This is a genomic window from Hyphomonas atlantica corrig. (genome assembly GCF_000682715.1).
Classification (GTDB): Bacteria; Pseudomonadota; Alphaproteobacteria; order Caulobacterales; family Hyphomonadaceae; genus Hyphomonas; species Hyphomonas atlantica.
This window is the reverse complement of record NZ_AWFH01000061.1, coordinates 146,611-164,877: the sequence shown is the minus strand read 5'-3', so window position 1 is coordinate 164,877 and position 18,267 is coordinate 146,611. Positions and strand designations below refer to the sequence as shown.

18 protein-coding genes are annotated in these 18,267 nt (G+C 61.5%); 8 read left to right on the top strand and 10 right to left on the bottom strand.

Going from position 1 to position 18,267, the window contains the following annotated elements; genetic code table 11:
* Positions 1–68: 68 nt before the first annotated feature.
* Positions 69–680 carry a PilZ domain-containing protein gene (locus HY36_RS15880; protein ID WP_051602885.1) on the top strand — a complete coding sequence of 204 codons (612 nt, stop codon included), beginning with the start codon at positions 69–71 and terminating at the stop codon, positions 678–680.
* Here the strand turns inward: HY36_RS15880 and HY36_RS15875 are convergent.
* A complete protein-coding gene (locus HY36_RS15875; protein ID WP_035554823.1) occupies positions 677–1,207 on the bottom strand; it encodes a gamma carbonic anhydrase family protein in 531 nt (176 codons plus the stop codon). The two genes, HY36_RS15880 and HY36_RS15875, sit on opposite strands and share 4 nt — an antisense overlap.
* Before the next feature lie 257 nt (positions 1,208–1,464).
* Between HY36_RS15875 and HY36_RS15870 the strand changes: the two genes are divergently transcribed.
* Positions 1,465–2,274, top strand: a complete 810-nt coding sequence (locus HY36_RS15870) for a PhoH family protein (protein ID WP_035554822.1) — start codon at positions 1,465–1,467, stop codon at positions 2,272–2,274.
* Positions 2,275–2,350: 76 nt separating this feature from the next.
* On the opposite strand, the gene HY36_RS17970 is transcribed toward HY36_RS15870, so the two are convergent.
* A complete protein-coding gene (locus tag HY36_RS17970) occupies positions 2,351–3,115 on the bottom strand; it encodes a hypothetical protein (RefSeq protein WP_206741219.1) in 765 nt (254 codons plus the stop codon).
* A gap of 184 nt (positions 3,116–3,299) precedes the next feature.
* On the opposite strand from HY36_RS17970, the gene HY36_RS15855 reads away from it, so the two are divergent.
* Positions 3,300–3,758 (top strand): DUF3429 domain-containing protein, encoded by a 459-nt coding sequence (locus HY36_RS15855; RefSeq protein ID WP_035554816.1) that lies wholly within the window; start codon positions 3,300–3,302, stop codon positions 3,756–3,758.
* Here HY36_RS15855 and HY36_RS15850 read toward each other — a convergent pair.
* The 6 genes from HY36_RS15850 to HY36_RS15825 all read right to left on the bottom strand — a co-directional run bounded on the left by HY36_RS15850 (position 3,755) and on the right by HY36_RS15825 (position 12,586).
* Complete coding sequence (locus tag HY36_RS15850; protein ID WP_035554814.1) at positions 3,755–4,324, bottom strand: hypothetical protein; 570 nt, start codon at positions 4,322–4,324, stop codon at positions 3,755–3,757. The two genes, HY36_RS15855 and HY36_RS15850, sit on opposite strands and share 4 nt — an antisense overlap.
* Entirely contained in the window at positions 4,314–4,817 is a 504-nt protein-coding gene (locus HY36_RS15845) for an MgtC/SapB family protein (RefSeq protein WP_035554812.1), read from the bottom strand. The genes HY36_RS15850 and HY36_RS15845 overlap by 11 nt, the downstream gene beginning before the upstream one ends.
* Positions 4,818–4,865: 48 nt before the next feature.
* Positions 4,866–5,976, bottom strand: a protein-coding gene (gene prfB / locus HY36_RS15840) for a peptide chain release factor 2 (RefSeq protein WP_155841995.1) whose coding sequence is annotated in 2 segments (ribosomal slippage) — positions 4,866–5,906 and positions 5,908–5,976 — 1,110 coding nt in all. Because the reading frame shifts where the segments join, the coding sequence is not laid out codon by codon here.
* 86 nt (positions 5,977–6,062) lie between these two features.
* Complete coding sequence (locus HY36_RS15835; protein ID WP_081806244.1) at positions 6,063–8,741, bottom strand: penicillin-binding protein 1A; 2,679 nt, start codon at positions 8,739–8,741, stop codon at positions 6,063–6,065.
* A gap of 101 nt (positions 8,742–8,842) precedes the next feature.
* Positions 8,843–10,765 carry a tetratricopeptide repeat protein gene (locus tag HY36_RS15830; protein WP_035554808.1) on the bottom strand — a complete coding sequence of 641 codons (1,923 nt, stop codon included), beginning with the start codon at positions 10,763–10,765 and terminating at the stop codon, positions 8,843–8,845.
* 138 nt (positions 10,766–10,903) lie between these two features.
* The gene (locus HY36_RS15825; protein ID WP_035554806.1) at positions 10,904–12,586 is read right to left on the bottom strand and encodes an electron transfer flavoprotein-ubiquinone oxidoreductase; all 1,683 of its coding nucleotides are present in this window, start codon (positions 12,584–12,586) and stop codon (positions 10,904–10,906) included.
* A 94-nt stretch (positions 12,587–12,680) separates the two neighbouring features.
* On the opposite strand from HY36_RS15825, the gene HY36_RS15820 reads away from it, so the two are divergent.
* On the top strand, positions 12,681–13,469 hold the full coding sequence (locus tag HY36_RS15820; protein ID WP_035554804.1) for a uracil-DNA glycosylase: 789 nt from the start codon (positions 12,681–12,683) through the stop codon (positions 13,467–13,469).
* Here HY36_RS15820 and HY36_RS15815 read toward each other — a convergent pair whose 3' ends face one another.
* Positions 13,470–13,946, bottom strand: a complete 477-nt coding sequence (locus HY36_RS15815; RefSeq protein WP_035554802.1) for a hemerythrin domain-containing protein — start codon at positions 13,944–13,946, stop codon at positions 13,470–13,472.
* Between the two features lie 89 nt (positions 13,947–14,035).
* Here HY36_RS15815 and HY36_RS15810 point away from each other — a divergent pair, with 89 nt between their 5' ends.
* From HY36_RS15810 to HY36_RS15795, 4 genes are all read left to right on the top strand, one after another.
* Entirely contained in the window at positions 14,036–14,719 is a 684-nt protein-coding gene (locus HY36_RS15810; RefSeq protein ID WP_035554800.1) for a TIGR04283 family arsenosugar biosynthesis glycosyltransferase, read from the top strand.
* Entirely contained in the window at positions 14,719–15,324 is a 606-nt protein-coding gene (locus HY36_RS15805; RefSeq protein ID WP_035554798.1) for a TIGR04282 family arsenosugar biosynthesis glycosyltransferase, read from the top strand. Before HY36_RS15810 ends, HY36_RS15805 begins: the two co-directional genes overlap by 1 nt.
* 71 nt (positions 15,325–15,395) lie before the next feature.
* Positions 15,396–15,806, top strand: coding sequence for a BLUF domain-containing protein (locus HY36_RS15800; protein ID WP_051602883.1), 411 nt, complete (start codon positions 15,396–15,398; stop codon positions 15,804–15,806).
* Between the two features lie 72 nt (positions 15,807–15,878).
* Positions 15,879–17,012: a PA0069 family radical SAM protein gene (locus tag HY36_RS15795; protein WP_035554943.1), complete on the top strand. Its 1,134-nt coding sequence runs from the start codon at positions 15,879–15,881 to the stop codon at positions 17,010–17,012.
* On the opposite strand, the gene adhP is transcribed toward HY36_RS15795, so the two are convergent.
* Complete coding sequence (gene adhP / locus HY36_RS15790) at positions 17,009–18,037, bottom strand: alcohol dehydrogenase AdhP (RefSeq protein ID WP_035554796.1); 1,029 nt, start codon at positions 18,035–18,037, stop codon at positions 17,009–17,011. The two genes, HY36_RS15795 and adhP, sit on opposite strands and share 4 nt — an antisense overlap.
* Positions 18,038–18,267 lie beyond the last annotated feature (230 nt).

The following is an 18,267-nucleotide window of genomic DNA, read 5'->3' as shown; positions in this document are numbered from 1 at the left end:
ACTCAGCTAAGTAAAGGCTTGATGGAGAAGAACAGACAGGTTGCCGTAACGGACTCAGGAGAATCCACATGCCCGCACTAGATTTGTCTGTGCCTCAATTCAACCCCGTGATCAAAAACGAGGAAGATCGCCGCCAGTATCAGCGAGTCGACCTGGAACTTGAAGGCTGCTTCCTGGATGAATCCAGCGAAGACCATCAACTTGTCACTGAAAACCTGTCCTGCTCTGGCGCCTATCTGCGCGCTGCGACCGTGCCGGAACATGGGGCCAATGTGATCTGCTATTTCGACGATCTGGGCCGCGTGGCGGGCCGGGTCGTGCGCACCTCCAAGGATGGCTTTGCCGTTGAGTTCAACGTCGTGCCTCACAAGCGCAAGAAACTGGCTGACCGTCTTAGCTGGCTGGTCAACAAGGATCTTATGGAAGCCCCGGAACAGCGCGCGGCAGCACGCTTCCCGACCGGTGGCCCGGCCTTCATCGCCCGCAAGGACGGTCTTCAGATCCCGTGCACCGTCATGGACATCTCTCTGACCGGCGCGAGCTTCAAGACCACTGGCCAGTTCCAGACACCGCCAATCGGCGAAGTCGTGACAGCAGGCAATCTGCGTGGCCGGGTCGTGCGCTCGAACGGCGTGGAGTTCGCGGTGAACTTCCTGCGCCCTGACGAGACGGATTCCTAATCGATCCGCTTCAGGCTGGCGCGGTGACGCTTCCAGTTCTCGACATAATGGACCGCTGACATCTTGATCACCTGAGCCTGGTGGTCGGAGATCTCTTTGACGATCTTGCCTGGCGCGCCCATGACGAGCGAATTATCCGGAATGACCTTGCCTTCGGGGATCAGGGCATGGGCCCCGATGATGCAATTCTTCCCGATCTTCGCATTGTTGAGGATGGTGGAGCCGATGCCGATCAGAGTCTCGTCTCCGATCGTACAGCCGTGCAGCATGACCATGTGGCCGACGGTGACGTCGCGCCCGATGGTCAGCGGGCAGCCGACATCCGTGTGAAGCACGCTGCCATCCTGGATGTTGGAATTCTCGCCAATCGTGATCGGGTCATTGTCGCCTCGCAGCACTGCGCCATACCAGATCGACGCATTCTCCTTCAGGACAACATTGCCCATGACCTGCGCATTTTCGGCCACCCAGTAATTGCCACTCTCGGGCAGCTGTGGGCGGGTTCCGTCAATCTCGTAAATGGCCATGGGGTTTCCTCTTTTTATCCGGGGCGGAATTTTCATTTAATCTTCTGATAACCTTGCTACACTCTAATCATCAACAGATTCGGAGTTGGAGACGGTCATCACACGATCCTGTCACACCCCGCCGCCCGGTGATACGTCCCGGGACCTGGCCACACCGCCCACGGGGCGGACGGCCTTTTCTTCCTCCCAGTTTCCGCCAAGCCATCGCGCGAGTCCGCCGGTGGCTTTTTTCTTGCCCGTAACCAAGGAGACCTTCCATGGGTAAACGCAATGCAGCAAAACGGATGAAGCACGGTTCCGAAGTGAACCTGAACGCGTGGTTCGAGGAGGGCGCCCGTGGAAAGGGCCCGAAGCTGCAAGCCATAGAAGGCGGCCGAGGCTGGCACCCGGACGATTGCGAAACTCGCGCAGATCATCAGCGTGCAGAAAATGGGCGTACGCAGAAATATCAGAAAACGGTAAAGCCCCGCACGGAAAACCAGGCCGAACTGATGAAGGCGATGGATGAAAAAGCCCTTGTCGCCGCGCTTGGCCCGGCGGGAACAGGCAAGACCTATCTCGCCGTCTGCAAGGCGGTGGAGGCCCTGCAGAAAGGAAAGGTCGCGCGGATCATCCTGTCCCGCCCCGCAGTTGAGGCAGGCGAACAGATCGGCTTCCTGCCCGGCGCGATGGAAGACAAGCTGGCCCCCTATCTGCGCCCGCTTTATGACGCGCTGTCGGACCGGCTGTCGCCCGGACAGTTGAAGCACATGCTGGCCGAGGGCGTGATCGAGATTGCCCCCATCGGCTTCATGCGGGGGCGTACACTGAACAATGCCTTCATCGTGATCGACGAGGCGCAGAACTGCACCTACACACAGCTGAAGATGCTGCTGACGCGGCTCGGCTGGCACTCCACAATGGTGATCACGGGCGACCCGGCCCAGTCGGACCTGCTGCCGGAATTCTCCGGACTCGCCACGGCAGCCGAACGGCTGGAAAAGCTGGGCGGCGCGTCTGTCGTCCGCCTCGAAGGCAAGGATGTGGTGCGCCACCCACTGGTCGCAGAAATGCTGGACGTGCTGTAGCGCCCTGACGTTTTTCCCATAGCTTCGCCCGCCCCTGCCACAGACAGAGGGCGGGCGATTATCATTTCAGAACGTATCAGGATGAATTGATCAGTTCATCGCGCGCATAAATGTCCAGATCATCCAGCCATTGGCGATAGTCCGCCGGCAGTGTGGTGCGCGAGGCCAGTCGCCGGGCTCGCCCCAGTGGCGAGGTGCGCCCGAACGGCGCCTTTGGCTCTGCCTCACCGCATTCATATTGCGCCCGCCAAAGCGTTCTCAGCCCGGCCTGCCGCGCGCGCCATCTTGCAAGGCGCCGCGCCGCCGCATCCGGGTCTCGGAAGGCCAGCTCCAGACGCTTGAGGCGCAATTGCAAGGGCTGGAGGGAAATGGCCGCTGGGGCTTCGGCAGCCTTCAGGGCGCGCAGCTCCGATGGCAGCAATTTCCAGTCCATGCCGAGCGTCCAGATGCGCGGCGGTTCTGCAAAGCGCTCTGTCTGCCGACGCGATGCATCCGCTTCCCAGAGCAGGAAAGGTGTCGGCGTGCGTGGGCCAAATGGCTCAGGCCGGGGCGCGCTGTCTGCAGGTGAAACAGGCGCGTCCGGTCCGCTTGGTTTCGACTGCGCGCGCGGCAGGATCGGCTCGACCTCCAGCGTCAGGGCCAGCATCAGGATCATCCGGCGCAGCATCGCCTCCCCCGCCCGCAACCGCCGCAGCACGAAATTGTAATACCGACGCGTCACAGACTGCCCGACCGATCGCCGGGACAGATCCAGCAGCGACGCAAAGATGTTGCCCAGCATCATCCAGCTGTCTTCCAGGAATATCTCGGCGTCAGGCGAAAGCGATCTCATACCAGCCATCATGGCCCGACTTCGCGCACCGGGGACGAAAAAATTTCCTGTCCCCCGCGTTTGGCGCCATGTGCGCGCCCACACGCCAAATGCCTCCTAACGCACCCCGTCCCCGCTATCCCCCTGACTTGAGGGGATAAGGGCCCTCGCGCGGCGCCCTCGACACTGAGGCAGATCACTCTAATTCGCAGGCATGACCAGACAAAAGATACCCGCCGCGCCGCTGGCGCTTGGCCTTGCCGGGCTGATCCCCTTCGTCTGGGGGACGCTCAGCCTGTTCATCCCCGCACTGCAGGAGTTTGGCAGCGCCGCCTTCGGGGCGCGCTTTGTCGGGCCGTATGTGCAGGTGTTCTACGGCGCGATCATCCTCGCCTTCATGTCCGGCGTGCTGTGGGGCTTTGCGACGAAATCCAGCGGACGCGAGGCGGTCGTCGGCTATGGGCTCAGCGTGTTGCCTGCGCTCTGGGCCTTCTTCGCTGCGGGCGGCGGCCACAGCTCCGCCGCATTGGGATTGATCATCGGCTATATCGGCCTGCTCGGCATCGAGACCTGGTTTGTCCAGCGAACGCTGGCGCCCGGCTGGTGGATGCGCCTGCGCCTCATCCTGTCGGCCGTCGTGATCACCTGCCTCGCAGCCACAGCGCTCGCTTAAAGGTGTTGTCTCAGCCAGACGGAATAGCTGAGATTGGGCAGATCGCTGAAACCGAAGCGATCCACATGCCGGGCCAGTTCGACGGCGCTCTCATGTTCCAGGCAAAGCGTGGTCCGCGCGCCCTCCCCCAATGAGGCCGACGTTATCTCCGCACGCAGGCCACCCGGCTCAGTCGCAATCTGTCGCTTCTTGTCGACTGTGAGTTCCGCACCTTCGGCCAGAAAGGCATCTCGCAGGGCCGCAAGGCTCTGCAGGGAATGCGGAATGGCTGGATAGAGACGGGCTAGCGTCGCGCGATCCTCATCATCAAACGGAAACTCCGCGGCGATTACGGGACGCCAAAGCTCCAGCCCCGCCTCCCTTGCCAGCAATTCCTTGATATCAAACCGCGCACCGCCTCTCAGCTTTGCCTGGGCGGGGGCACGGGCCGTCGCCATGAAATAGGTATCGGTCCGTGGCAACTCTTCCACAAAGTGTAGCGTCGTCTGAAGCTGATACGCCATCGCCCCGGCGTCATCAGGCCAGATGCGATACTCCCACATTGCCGGCGCGGCACTACTCATCATCCTTCCCTTCCCCAATGGGCTGTTTCCCGAAGAGATGCGTCTCCAGCATCCGGATCGGGAGCAGGATCAACACAGAAAAAAGGACGGCAAGAAAGGCGAGACGCAAATAACCAGCACCGCAGGCAAGGCCAATCGCCCCAGCGAGCCAGATACTCGCCCCGGTCGTTAGCCCTCTGACGGAGCCGCTGCCGTGAATGATCGTGCCTGCTGCCAGAAAGGCGACGCCCGCCGTGACAGCCTGCACGACACGGGTCGGGTCCAGCTGGGTGGTGTCGTCATTGCTGCCGAATGAGTGGATCATCTCTATAGAGATCAACATGAAGACGGCAGATGCCAGCGCTGTCAGCATGTGTGTGCGCAGGCCTGCAGGCCGGTTCCTCACTTCGCGCTCAAACCCGACAATCAATCCCGCCACGGAAGCCGCGATGAGGCGAACAGCCAGAACCCCGAGAGGCATCTGGCTGTCAAAAGATAGCGTCAGCAGATCGTCCATTCAGGACGAACGCACAGACCCCGGACTGGGTTGCGTGAGGCAAGCCCCCTATTCCTCGTCCTCGTTCTTGGCCACGGAGGCGGCCAGGGCGGCGGAGAGGAAGAGGTCGATGTCGCCATCCAGCACGCCGGACGTGTCGGAGGTTTCCACTTCGGTCCGCAGGTCCTTCACCATCTGGTAGGGCTGGAGCACGTATGAGCGGATCTGGTGGCCGAAGCCGATATCGGTCTTGCCGGCATAGCTGGCATCGGCGACTTCGCGGCGCTTTTGCAGTTCCAGCTCGTACAGTTTCGAGCGCAGCATCTGCCAGGCCTGATCGCGGTTGCGGTGTTGCGACCGGTCGTTCTGGCACTGGACCACAATGCCTGTCGGCTCGTGCGTCAGGCGGACGGCGGAGTCTGTCCGGTTGACGTGCTGACCGCCCGCGCCGGACGCGCGATATGTGTCTGTACGCACATCGGAGGGATCAATCTCGATCTCGATATTGTCGTCAATCACGGGCGTCACCGCGACCGAGGCAAAGCTGGTATGGCGCCGCGCGGAGGAGTCGAAAGGCGAAATCCGCACGAGGCGATGCACACCGGTTTCAGACTTCAGCCAGCCATAGGCGTTCTCGCCCTTGAACTGGAGCGTGGCGGATTTGATGCCCGCCTCTTCGCCCTCGCGCTCGTCGAGTTCCTCGACCTTCATATTGTGCGCTTCGGCCCAGCGGACATACATGCGGCGCAGGATATTTGCCCAGTCCTGGCTTTCCGTGCCGCCCTCGCCCGCATTGATCTGGATGAAGCAATCATTGCCATCGGCCTCGCCCGAAAGCAGGGCAGCCAGCTCTGCCTTCTCGGCGCGCTCGGCGGCTTTTTTCAGATTGGTTTCGATGTCCGCGATCATGTCTTCGTCGCCTTCGGCGAGTTCGAGCAATTCCTCGGCATCGTCAGCTTCGCGCTGTAGGGTTTCGACGGTTTCGATGCCGTCAGCCAGACGCTGGCGTTCGCGCATCATGGCCTGGGCGGCCTGTGGGTCATCCCAGAAATCGGGACGTTCGGAGAGCGCGGTCAGCTCATCCAGGCGTTTTGTGGCAGTATCCCAGTCAAAGACGCCTCCGTAGCAAATCGGCGGACTGGCGGATCTGGTCTGTAAGGGATTTGATTTCTGCGGACATGGGATCTGCCTCTTGTGATCTTGTTCGATAAAAACTGGAAAGGCGGGGCATAGCGCGCCCGCCTTCCTGCGTCAAAAGCAACTGCGTCAGTAAACGTCGCCGAGACTGTCATCCACTGGCGCTTCAGGCGCGGGGCGTGGCTGGGCCGGCTGGAACGGGAAGCCCTCATCGGTTTCCTCGACAATTCCGGCGTCGCGCTCAGGATCGAACCCGCTGGTCGAGCTGCCCGTGCCGCCCCCGCAATTGCCGGAAATGGACAAGCAGTCGCTGGTGTCGGTGAAGGCGCTCATGCCAGGCTCTGTGCCGGGGCGGAAGGCCTCATCGATGATGACAGCAGTATCCGGGCCGGGCAGTTCGCCATTGCGGGCATCCACCTTCACCAGGCGCACGCCGGGCGGGATGCGGAATGGCGTCGCTGGCTCGTTTGCCAGGGCGCGTTCCATGAAGTCCGTGAAGATCGGTGAGGCAACCGAGCCACCCGCTTCGCCTTCGCCGAGCGATCGATTGTCGTCAAAGCCGACCCGCACGCCCACGACGAGGTCAGGCGAAAAGCCCATGAACACCGCGTCGCGATAATCATCCGTAGTACCCGTTTTACCAGCCAGAGGCTTGCCGACCCGGCGGGCCCGGCGGCCTGTGCCGCGCTCTACCACGCCCTCCAGCATATGCGTCACCTGATAGGCGATGATCGGGTCCAGCACCTGCTCGCCCACTTCTGCCAGTTGCGGCGGTTCCGCGCCGTCCCACTCGTCCGCAGAGCATCCTTCGCACAGGCGTTCGTCATGGCGGAACAGGGTACGCCCATGACGGTCCTGCACACGGTCCAGAAGGGTCGGGTTGATCTTCCTTCCCCCATTCACGAAGCCGGCATAGCCGCGCGCAACATCGATCAGATACGCGTCGCCGGCGCCGAGGGACATGGCCGGATAGGGCGGAAGATCTTCATAGACGCCCATCCGCTCGGCCAGTTCGGAAACCGCTTCCATGCCGATGTCCTGGGCCACGCGGGCGGTGACGAGGTTCAGGGATTTCTCCAGCGCGACACGCAGGGTGACCATGCCATAGGTGCGCCCTTCGGTATAGTTCGACGGGCGCCAGTAATCATCCGTAGACACATCAAATGCCACGAAGGGGGCATCCAGCATGCGCGTAGCCGGCGTGTATCCACGCTCCAGCGCCGCTGCATAGACAAAGGGCTTGAAGCTGGAACCCGGCTGACGCTTGGATTGCGTGACGCGGTTATAGCTCGACTTGAAGAAGGAATAGCCGCCCTGCATGGCAAGGATACGACCCGTATGCGGGTCCAGCGCCACGAGGGAGCCGTCAACTTCCGGTACCTGACGCAGGATGGCATTGCCAACCGGCACCAGCATCGGCTCGGGTTCCGGCTCGTCGATCTCATCACCGTCGGGGTCCAGTTGCGGGTCCGCAGGCGCAGACGTTTCATCCGCATTCAGAACCTTGCGCTTCAGCTCAGCCAGGACAACGTCGCCGACATTCAGCCCACCCTTGCCTTCAGCAGGCTTGTAGGTCGCGGCCCACTCGACTTCCTCGGCGGGCAGCGGAATGGTCGCGCCGTCAGTCAGCAGAAGCTGCGCGCCGCGCGAGCCTGTGCTGGTCACCAGCGCGGCTTCCCACGTGCCATAGCCACCGGGCAGCGTGACGTCGTTCAGCTGTTCCAGAACATCGTCAGCCTCGGGATCAAGACGCGTGATTGGCCCCCGCCAGCCATGACGACGGTCATAGGCGATCAGGCCGTTCTGCAGGGCGTCCTGAGCGGCGAGCTGCAGTTTCGTATCGATGGTCGAGCGGATTGACAGACCGCCCTGTTGCAGCGTGTCTTCGCCGTAATTCTTGATGAGGTCACGGCGCAGTTCCTGCACGAAATAGGTCGCCGCGGCGTATTCCGGACCCTTCAGGCGACGCGTCGTGGACAGGGGCAGAGCCATCGCCTCTTCAGCTTCCTCGCGCGTGATGTAGCCATCATCAACCATACGGCCGAGCACATAGTTGCGGCGCGCCAGCAAGCGCTTGGGGCGGCTATAGGGGTTCACCGACGAAGGGGCCTTGGCCAGAGAGGCGAGGATCGCCGCTTCGGACAGGTCCAGTTCAGGCAGCGACTTGTCGAAATAGTTCAACGCCGCAGAACCCACACCGTAGGAGCGATAGCCGAGATAGATTTCGTTCAGGTAGAGTTCGAGGATCTCTTCCTTGGTGAATTCCTTCTCCATGCGCTGGGCGATGATCGCTTCCTTGGCCTTGCGCGTGAGGTTCTGGTCGCGCGTCAGCAGCATGTTCTTGGCGACCTGTTGCGTGATGGTCGAGCCGCCTTCCAGACCGCCGGAACCGGTGATCTTGTTCTTGGCGGAGTTCACCCCGCCGCGCACGATGCCTTTGTAATCGAGTCCGCCATGCGTGAAGAACGTCTTGTCTTCCGCCGCCACGAAGGCTTGCACCACATGGGTCGGGATCGACTCATACGGCACGAAGACGCGGTGCTCTCTTGCGAATTCGGCAATCAGCGTTCCATCGCCGGCGTGGACGCGCGACGTGATGGGCGGCTCATACTGTTTCAGCTTGTCGATGGACGGCACCTGACGGCCAAGCGCCGCGAAATACATCCAGAGCGCCACGAAGCCGAGCGCGGCGAGGACGAAGCCGAGGATCAGAAGGCGTCTTGCCCAGGTCCAGACCCAGGGTGGCCCCGGCAGGAAGCTGCGCTTTGGCTCCGGTTCCTGCATGTGCGGATTCATTTCGTTCGACATAGTTTTCCCGTCAGCGTTCGCATCGCGGAATCGCATTGATATCCGGCGATAGTAAGGCGCGTCGGAGGCGGGTAAAAGGTCTCAGCTGCCTGACAGTTTCGTCAGATATCCTGCCGGTCGATCTCGCCGTCACCGATGGACACGCTTGGCAGGGCCTGACGCTCTGGTTTTGGCGTCGTCAGGCCATTGGCCAGCTTGTCTTCCAGCTCAGCGCGCTGCGTTGCCGGTGGACGGGCCTCGATCGCATTTTGCCAGGCTTCGCGCGCGGCTTCCTCATCACCCTGATGCCAGTAGATGTCGCCCAGATGGGTTTCGATTTCCCAATGCTTGTGCGGCTCCAGCTTGGCACGTGACTGTTCGATCAGGCGCTGCGCATCCTTCAGGTGACCGAGGCGATAATAGGCCCAGCCGAGCGAGTCCGCGATATAGGGATCCCGCTCTGCCAGTGACCGGGCACGGTAGAGGATCTTGAAGCCCTCTTCGTACTTATCAGTATTCTCGATCAGGAAATATCCGAGTGAATTCAGCGTGTAAGGGTCGTTTGGACGCCCCAGAAGCTCTGTGCGCAAAATGGCCAGCGCGGGATTGATCTCTCCCACCTTGCCTAGCGCATTGGCCAGCGCCATGCGCCGGTCGTGCGTATCGTCCAGCTCCCGGGCCTTCTCGGCATGGTAGGCCGCCGCCTTGAGGTCTCCGAACTGGTCATTGATCTCGGCGGCCAGCCCGTGGGCGGAGGCACGCTCGGCCTGATTGGAGGCCAATGTGATCACTTCCTCCACCAATTCGGTCGACCCGTCCTTGTCGTGAAGCATCGTGCGCAGCTGCAACGCGCCATAGAGCGTCTGCAACCGGTCATCCTCATCGGTGATTTCCAGCGCGCGAGTAACGGCGGCGCGGGCCTCGTCTTCCTTGCCGGACATGATCAGCGCCTGCCCGGCAGCGATCTGCAACGAGGCGGTATCTTCCGGCGCGCTCATCGCGACATGGGCGACACCTTCATAGAGCGCGTGCTCGTAAAGCTGGTCGATGACAGCGGCGCGCAGGCCTTCGTCTTCCGGATTTATCAGCAATGCCACCTGATCAAACGCCGAGCGCTGGTCGTCAAAGCCTTCGATCTGGCCGCCCATCATGATGGTGCGGATGATGCGCTGTTCCTGCAGGGCGCGGGACACGTCGGCCAGCGACTGGGTAAAGGCGGCGGGCACGTCCAGCGCTTCATTGTCGAGGTTCTTGCCCGTTTCCAGGCTTTCCAGCGCAGCGGCGTAGCTGATCGCCTCTTCCGGCTCGGCATCGGCGAGTTTCTGATACACGGCCTTCGCTTCCTCGATCCGGCCAAGGCGCTGCAGCAGCAAGGCGTGGCGGGAAATCACCGTCCGGACATGGCTGTAGAGCAGGCCCTTCGGGTCGAATTGGTGTTCCGGGGCCTCGATCTCTGCGGGCGTCATGAATTCATAGACGGCGAGCGCCTGCTCCGGTCGGCCCAGCGCCTCAAGCATGGCGGCCAGCGAGAGGTCCCCGGTCAGGCCGGGCATGGAGCCCGCAGCGCCACGATGGCGCTCAATCGCTTCGTCCGGCTTGCCTTCCATTGCCAGCAGCCATGCGTCGAGGAAGGCGTAAAACCCGGTCTCGCCGTCTTCATCATCCTGGCTGTTGGAGGATTGCAGGATGTTGCGCGCGGCCAGCATGTCGCCATCAGCGGCGCGGTCCAGCGCGAGGAAGGCATCGAATAGCGGGCTGACGTCCCGGTCTTCCTGGGACAGGCCGGAGGTCATTTCCAGAAACGCGGCCATGTCCCCTGCCTTCACCGCGTCCAGCGGCGCGGGATATGCGGAGATGCCGACCGGCATGCCATTGTCGCCGATGACCGCCGTGGCGCGCGCGGCCGGTGACAGCGGAATGCTGCTCTCAACAATTGGCGCGTCGATCTCGGCGACAGGCTGCGCCGGGGCCGGTTCGGTGGCACAGGCGCTCATCATGGCGGAAAGGGTCAGGGCAGAGGCGGCAAAGGTCAGTCTGAAATGCATGGTAACGAGGCTTGCTCCGAATTCGCTTTGGCTGTGAGTGAAGCAGCCGGATGCGGCGAGAGCAAGGCGCGAAATGGAGAAAGCGCGGCAGGGTTAACCCCACCGCGCTTTCCGGAAACCATGACCTGAGAGGCCTGATTACATGTTCGGATAGGCCGGGCCGCCGCCGCCTTCCGGCACGGTCCAGTTGATGTTCAGATTCGGATCCTTGATGTCGCAAGTCTTGCAGTGAATGCAGTTTTGCGAGTTGATCTGGAACTTCAGCTCACCGCCTTCCTCGATCCACTCGTACACACCGGCCGGGCAGTAGCGCGCCGACGGACCGGCATACACGTCATGCTCGGACGCCTTCTGAAGCGCCATGTCCTTCACGACAAGGTGAACAGGCTGGTCTTCGCCGTGATAGGTGTTGGTGAAGGACACATTGGTCAGCTTGTCGAAGCTGATCACGCCATCGGGCTTTGGATACTCGATCGGCTTGAACTTCTTCGCAGGCTTCAGCGCCGCTGCATCGGTCTTGCCGTGGCTGAGTGTGCCGAAGAAGGAGAATCCGCCGAACAGGCTGGAAATCCACATTTCGAGACCGCCGAGCGGAATGCCGATCGCCGTACCGAGCTTGGACCAGAGCGGCTTCACGTTCCGCACCTGCTTCAGCTCCTTGTAGACGGAAGACGCTTTGTAAGCCTCTTCATAATCGGTCAGCACATCGCCCTGACGGCCACCCTTGATGGCTGCATAGGCGGCTTCTGCGCCCATCATGCCGGTGAGGATGGCGTTGTGGCTGCCCTTGATGCGGGGCACGTTGACGAAGCCGGCGCCGCAGCCGATCAGGGCGCCGCCCGGGAAGGCCAGCTTCGGAACGGACTGGAAGCCGCCCTCGGTGATCGCCCGCGCGCCATAGGCCACGCGCTTGCCGCCCTGAAGGTGTGGCAGAACGGATGGGTGGTGCTTGAAGCGCTGGAATTCCTGATACGGTGAGATGTACGGGTTCTCATAGTTCAGGTGAACCACGAAGCCGACCGATACGAAGGGCTCGCCATTGTCGCGGAAGTGATAGAGGAAGCTGCCGCCGCCAGTCTTGTTGTCGAGCGGCCAGCCCATCGTGTGCTGGACATAGCCTTCATTGAATTGCTCTTCCGGAATGGACCACAGCTCTTTCAGGCCGATGCCGAATTTCTGTGGGTCACGGCCCTCGTCCAGATTGTACTTGGCGATCAGCTGCTTGGTCAGCGAGCCGCGTGCGCCTTCGGCAAACAGGACGTATTTGCCGAGCAATTCCATGCCTGGCTCATAGTCGGCCTTGTGAGAGCCATCCGCCGCGATGCCCATGACACCGGCCACGATGCCCTTCACTTCGCCATTCTCGCCCAGCACCAGGTCTGACGCGGCAAAGCCCGGGAAGACTTCAACGCCCATATTCTCGGCTTCCTGTCCGAGCCAGCGGGCCACATTTGCCAGCGAGCCGGTGAAATTGCCGTGGTTCTTCATGAAGCCCGGCATTGGCAACCAGGAAATGTCCGCTTCGCCGTTTGGCCCGAGAAATTTGAACTTGTCGCCGGTCACTTCTGTCTTCAGCGGGCGATCATCGCGCGTGCGCCAGTCAGGGATCAGCTTGTCGAGGCCGACCGGGTCCATGACCACGCCGGACAGGATGTGAGCGCCGATCTCGCCGCCCTTCTCGATCACGACCACTTCAATGTCTTCGCCAGCTTCCTGTGCCAGCTGTTTCGCGCGGATCGCCGCGGACAGACCCGCAGGACCGCCGCCGACGATGACCAGGTCATATTCCATCGACTCGCGCTGAATAGCGTCATCAGCCATTGGTTTCTCCTCCTTGCGGGTGATAGGTTGCCCGCTCATAAGCCCATTTGGTAAAGCAATTACAGCGTCTATCAGGAAGGTCCAGAGCGTCCAGATGCCCGCCCCTGCGTCAATTGATGCAATTCAGGCCCTCACCGAATGGTGGGGCGACATGGGCGTGGAGGTCGATGACGCCACGGTACAGGCCTATTTGAAGGTCGCCGAGGGCGCCGCGCCAGCCGCGCCTGCAGTCTCTCCAACGCCTGTACGGCGTCCGCGTCGCAAGAAAGTCGACTGGGTGGAAGAGGCCCGAAACGCCGCTGCGGCGTGTGATTCGGTCGAAGCGCTGAAAGCGGCCATCGAAGCCTTTGAGGGCAGCCCCCTGAAAGCCGCTGCAGAAAAAACCGCCGTCTATGATGGCACACCGGGCGCGAGCCTGATGGTGATCGGTGAAGGCCCCGGTCCGGAAGAGGATCGTCGCGGTGTCCCTTTTGTTGGTCCGGCCGGACAATTGCTGGACCGTATGCTGGCCGCGATCCAGCGCGACCGTAAGGAAAATGCCTTCATCACGAATGTGAATTACTGGCGCCCGCCCGGAAACCGGAATCCCGAAGCCGAGGAACTGGCTGTGTGCCGCCCCTTCGTGGACCGGATGATCGAGCTGACCCAGCCGAAAGTGATCATCGCGGCGGGCGGCGTTCCGGCGAAATCCCTGTTGGCAAGCTCGGATGGCATCATGCGGCTGCGCGGCACGGAACATGTGTACAAAACGGCGGGCGGCTTTGCCGCGCCGCTGATCCCGATCCTGCATCCGGCCTATCTTTTGCGCCGCCCACAAGACAAATCCCGCGCATGGCGGGACTTGTTGCTGGTCGAACAGCGGCTTGGGGAACTGGGAGGATAATCACTCCTCCAGAGCGGCTTCGGCCTTTTCGTCTACGATCTTGCGTTCGCGTGCCTTGCGCTTGAGGAAGGACTGGCTGATCGCGCCGTCTTCATCCTTGCCGATAACCTTCTTCGCCACCGGGAAGATCTCTTCTTCTTCCTCGTCGATGTGATGCTCATAGTCATGGCGCAGCGTCTTGAAGCGCGTCATCCAGCCGGGGGAGCTCATATCCATCTCGTCCAGTTCCTGGATGATGTCGTCGAGTTCCTTGTGCTCGGCAACCGAATGGCGGCCCTTGGGCTGGCCGTCTTCCTTCTCCATCAGCGGGCTGTAGAAGGTTTCCTCTTCTGCTGCGGCGTGGCCACCGACATCATAATAGAACTGCTTCCAGAGCTCGCGACGGCGCGAGGAATCGCCGGTCGTCTCTGCCAGCTGGGCGAGCAACTCGCGATGTTTGTCATGGTCTTTCTTCAGGGTTTCGTAAATCGACGGCATGTGAGGGATCCTTGTTCAATTCTGTCCCTGCTGAACGTGTTAACCGCTCGTCGGTTCCGCAGCGCACAATTGCCTGCTAGGGGAAATTCATGGCCGCCCCACTCTCTCTCATCATTCCCACACTGAACGCCGCCCCCAGCCTGCCGGACTGTCTGCAGGCGCTGATGCCGGGGCTGGAGCTGGGCCTGATCCGTGAGGTGATTGTCTCTGATGGCGGCTCTGATGATGCAACGCCGCGCATTGCCGGGGACACAGGCGCGACACTGGTGACCGGCGCAAGCGGGCGCGGGGCACAGCTTGCCGCCGGCGCGAAGGCCGCGCGGGGCGAGTGGTTGCTGTTCCTGCACGCTGACACGTATCTCTCCCCCGACTGGGCCGAACGTGCCGCGCACCATATGGACACTCGGCCCGGCAAGGCGGCGGCCTTTACGCTCAAGTATCGCTCGGATGATCGCGCAGCCCGCTGGCTGGAGGCGCGCGCCAATCGCCGCGCCCGCTGGCTTGGCCTCCCTTATGGCGACCAGGGCCTGCTGGTCTCCCGCAAGCTGTATGACGAGATTGGCGGTTATGCGGATGTGCCGCTGATGGAAGACGTGATGATCGTGCGGGCGCTGGGCAAGGCGCGGCTCTCATTCCTGAGTGCTGAAGCGCGCACCTCCGCCGAGAAATACGAACGCGATGGCTGGCGCAAACGGGCCTGGGGCAATGCCGCCCTGCTGACGCGGTTCCTGCTCGGGGCAAAGCCGGAGACGCTGGCAAAGGCGTATCACTGATGCGCCGCGCCCGGCTTCTCATCTATGCCAAGCCGCCGCGTATGGGCCTTGCCAAGACACGGCTTGCCGCGGGTATGGGCCGGACGGAGGCACGCCGCATTGCCCATTTCACGCTGGCCCGCACCATGCGCGCGGCCGCGGCCAGCGGGCTGGACGTGTCGCTGTATCTCTCACCCGACCGCGCGCTGGGCGAAACGCTGGGGGGCCTGCTGCCGCCACATCTGCCGCGCGTCAGTCAGGGGCCGGGCACACTGACCGAGAAGCTGACAAAAGGGCTTGCTGACTCCCCAAACGGGCCGGTCATGTTCATCGGCACGGATGCGCCGGACATCAGCCCCGCCCTGCTCTTGCGCGCCGAGCGGCTCTTGTCGCGCAATGACGCCATCTTCGGCCCGGCGACAGATGGCGGATTCTGGCTATTCGGGTTGAACAAAAGGCCCGGTTTGCCACCTATGTTTGAAAACGTGCGCTGGTCAGGGCCTCACGCAATGGCCGATCTTCGCAAGAATCTGCCTTCCGGCTTTTGCGTGGCCCTGTTGCCAACGCTACAGGACGTAGACACGAAGGAAGATTGGAAAATCTGGAGTGCTGACAATCTCTGTTAACTTGATTTAAGTTATCGAACAAAATCTGGAAGCGGTGTCCAAGGGGGGCGCGCTCAGGCAACAGGACACCTATGAAAAGACTGATCTATATCAGCACAGCAATCGACACGATTCAGGAAAGCGATATCGACGATATCGTGGCAACGGCTCAGCGCGTAAACGAGGTGCAGAGCCTGACGGGTGTGTTGCTGTTCAATGGCCTGAACTTCCTGCAATTGCTGGAAGGCCCGCAATCGAATGTCGAGAATATCTACAATCGCATTCTGACCGACAAGCGACACGTTTCAGTGACGACTGTCCTTGTTGAACCAGCCCAGCTGCGGATCTTTTCAGACTGGCGCATGGTCGCGCGCAAGACGCCGGAGCTGCAAAGCAAAGAGAAGTTCAAGAAGATGCACGTCATGACAGATGTGCTCGACCGCGAGATGCCCGTCAGCGTGCGCAAGGTGTTTGATAATTTCGCCTCCCTGAAGGGCATCTGATTTCACAGGTTTCCGCCAGACGCGGCAACAAATGTTCTTGATTTGTTCTTGGCGCTGTGGCCTGTTCTCTTCATGAGGACAGGACAGAAACTTTCGCCCAAGGGCCGCGTCACACTGATGGACACCAACGCCGCGCAGGAACGCTTTGAACATCGCGGGCGCGGCGCCGTTTCCAATCAGACTGGCCGGTATGAAAAGCAGACTCATCATGCCTTTGACGATGGCTGGGGCACGATAGAGGATGATGCCGGGCGGCTGGAAACGGTCCTGATGAAGGATACCGCCCGCAAGATCATCACTTACAACAAGTCGCCGGACATCTCCTTTGACCGGACTGTGAACCCCTATCGCGGCTGTGAGCATGGCTGCATCTACTGCTTCGCCCGGCCCACGCATACCTGGGAAGGGCTTTCGGCCGGTCTCGATTTCGAGAGCAAGCTTTTCTACAAGGAGAACGCGGTCGAATTGCTGAAGCGGGAGCTGTCAAAACCCGACTATGTGCCGCGTGTGATCGCGCTGGGCATGAACACGGATGCCTACCAGCCGGTTGAGCGGGAACAGCGCCTGACCCGCGAATTGCTGGAAGTGCTGTACGCTTATCGCCACCCGGTCAGCCTGCTGACAAAGTCTGCCCTGATCCAGCGGGACATCGACCTGATCGCGCCCATGGCCAAGGCCGGGCTTGCCCGTGTCGGCGTGTCCATCACCACGCTGGACCGCACACTCTCCCGCAAGATGGAGCCGCGCGCCGCAACGCCCCAGAAACGACTGGACACGATGCGCGCACTGGCCGATGCGGGCATTCCGGTCACCGCCATGACCGCGCCAATCATTCCCGGCCTGAACGATCACGAGATTGAAAGCCTTCTGGAAGCGGTGTCCGATCATGGCGCGACCCGGGCGGGCTATGTGATGTTGCGCCTGCCCTATGAGATCAAGGACCTGATCCTCGAATGGCTGGTGCAGCATGTGCCGGACCGGGCCGCGCGGGTGATCAACCTTGTCCGGGAAATGCGCGGCGGGAAGGATTATGACGCCACCTGGCATGAACGCATGCGCGGCGGCGGGCCGATGGCGGACCTGATTTCCAAACGGTTTGGCCGCGCCATCGCAAAGCTCGACATGAACCACCCGGTAGAGCCCCTGCGCACGGATCTGTTTCGCGTAGTCGAGGACAGAGGCGGCCAGATGCGACTGGATGTCTAGGCGAAATCGAGCACAATTCTCCCGTCGATACCGCCTTCCAGCATCTTGTCAAAGACGGTGTTGATCTCTTCCAGGCGCGCGGTAGCCGTGTGCGCGCGCACCCTGCCCGCCGCTGCAAAATCCAGCGACTCCTGAAGGTCGAGGCGGGTGCCGACAATTGAACCGCGCACCGTGATGCCGTTCAGCACCATGTTGAAGATGGACAGAGGAAAATCACCAGGCGGCAAGCCATTCAGCGACACGGTCCCGCCGCGACGTACCATGCCGAGAGCCTGTTCGAACGCTTTCACCGAAACCGCTGTAACAAGGGCGCCATGTGCCCCGCCGATTTCCTTGCGCAGGAAAGTCGCCGGATCCGTCTGGGCAGCATTCACCGTCACCTCTGCCCCCAATTGCCTTGCGAGGGCGAGCTTGGACTCGTCAACATCGACTGCGGCCACACGCAGTCCCATTGCGCGCGCATACTGGACTGCCATATGGCCCAGCCCGCCAATGCCGGAAATCGCAACCCAGTCGCCGGGCTTTGTGTCGGTCACCTTCAGCCCCTTGTAGACGGTCACTCCGGCGCACAGGACCGGCGCAATCTCTACGAAGGAGATATTGTCCGGCAGGTGCCCGACATAATTCGGGTCGGCGATGACATATTCGGCAAAGCCGCCATTCACCGAATACCCGGTATTGCGCTGGCTCTCGCACAGGGTCTCCCATCCGCCGAGGCAATGCTCACAATGTCCACACGCCGAGTAGAGCCACGGGACGCCCACGCGGTCGCCCTCCCTGACATGCGTAACGCCAGCGCCAACGCCGGACACGTAGCCCACACCTTCATGACCGGGAATGAAGGGCGGTTGCGGCTTGACCGGCCAATCGCCGCGCGCGGCGTGCAGATCCGTATGGCATACGCCGCACGCCTCGATCTTTACCTGAATTTCCCCTGGCCCCGGCTTCGGCGTCTTCACCTCCTCGATCACCAGCGGTTTGCCGAATTCCCGCACCACGGCAGCCTTCATCGTAGCCTCAGTCATGATCTTTCTCCGTTGGACTGACGCGCACCGTAATGCGCACGGCAGAAAACGGGATAAGGACATTTCCCGAGTAAGACGCAGCAGCAGGATGCCCACGCTGATTTCACAGGGTTTCCCGAGCCTTGTGCACAGGATTATCCACAACTCTATCCACAGGTCATTTTCGCTGTTAGTTTCGGACCCGAAATATTTCCGGGCTGATTCGGATGCGCAATAATTAGGGATTCAGA

Excerpts from the sequence above, each read along its gene's own strand:
- HY36_RS15880 (WP_051602885.1), top strand. The coding sequence starts at position 69 with ATGCCCGCACTAGATTTGTCTGTGCCTCAATTCAACCCCGTGATCAAA.
- HY36_RS15875 (WP_035554823.1), bottom strand. The coding sequence starts at position 1,207 with ATGGCCATTTACGAGATTGACGGAACCCGCCCACAGCTGCCCGAGAGT.
- HY36_RS15870 (WP_035554822.1), top strand. The coding sequence starts at position 1,465 with ATGGGTAAACGCAATGCAGCAAAACGGATGAAGCACGGTTCCGAAGTG.
- HY36_RS17970 (WP_206741219.1), bottom strand. The coding sequence starts at position 3,115 with ATGGCTGGTATGAGATCGCTTTCGCCTGACGCCGAGATATTCCTGGAA.
- HY36_RS15855 (WP_035554816.1), top strand. The coding sequence starts at position 3,300 with ATGACCAGACAAAAGATACCCGCCGCGCCGCTGGCGCTTGGCCTTGCC.
- HY36_RS15850 (WP_035554814.1), bottom strand. The coding sequence starts at position 4,324 with ATGATGAGTAGTGCCGCGCCGGCAATGTGGGAGTATCGCATCTGGCCT.
- HY36_RS15845 (WP_035554812.1), bottom strand. The coding sequence starts at position 4,817 with ATGGACGATCTGCTGACGCTATCTTTTGACAGCCAGATGCCTCTCGGG.
- HY36_RS15835 (WP_081806244.1), bottom strand. The coding sequence starts at position 8,741 with ATGTCGAACGAAATGAATCCGCACATGCAGGAACCGGAGCCAAAGCGC.
- HY36_RS15830 (WP_035554808.1), bottom strand. The coding sequence starts at position 10,765 with ATGCATTTCAGACTGACCTTTGCCGCCTCTGCCCTGACCCTTTCCGCC.
- HY36_RS15825 (WP_035554806.1), bottom strand. The coding sequence starts at position 12,586 with ATGGCTGATGACGCTATTCAGCGCGAGTCGATGGAATATGACCTGGTC.
- HY36_RS15820 (WP_035554804.1), top strand. The coding sequence starts at position 12,681 with ATGCCCGCCCCTGCGTCAATTGATGCAATTCAGGCCCTCACCGAATGG.
- HY36_RS15815 (WP_035554802.1), bottom strand. The coding sequence starts at position 13,946 with ATGCCGTCGATTTACGAAACCCTGAAGAAAGACCATGACAAACATCGC.
- HY36_RS15810 (WP_035554800.1), top strand. The coding sequence starts at position 14,036 with ATGGCCGCCCCACTCTCTCTCATCATTCCCACACTGAACGCCGCCCCC.
- HY36_RS15805 (WP_035554798.1), top strand. The coding sequence starts at position 14,719 with ATGCGCCGCGCCCGGCTTCTCATCTATGCCAAGCCGCCGCGTATGGGC.
- HY36_RS15800 (WP_051602883.1), top strand. The coding sequence starts at position 15,396 with ATGAAAAGACTGATCTATATCAGCACAGCAATCGACACGATTCAGGAA.
- HY36_RS15795 (WP_035554943.1), top strand. The coding sequence starts at position 15,879 with ATGAGGACAGGACAGAAACTTTCGCCCAAGGGCCGCGTCACACTGATG.
- adhP (WP_035554796.1), bottom strand. The coding sequence starts at position 18,037 with ATGACTGAGGCTACGATGAAGGCTGCCGTGGTGCGGGAATTCGGCAAA.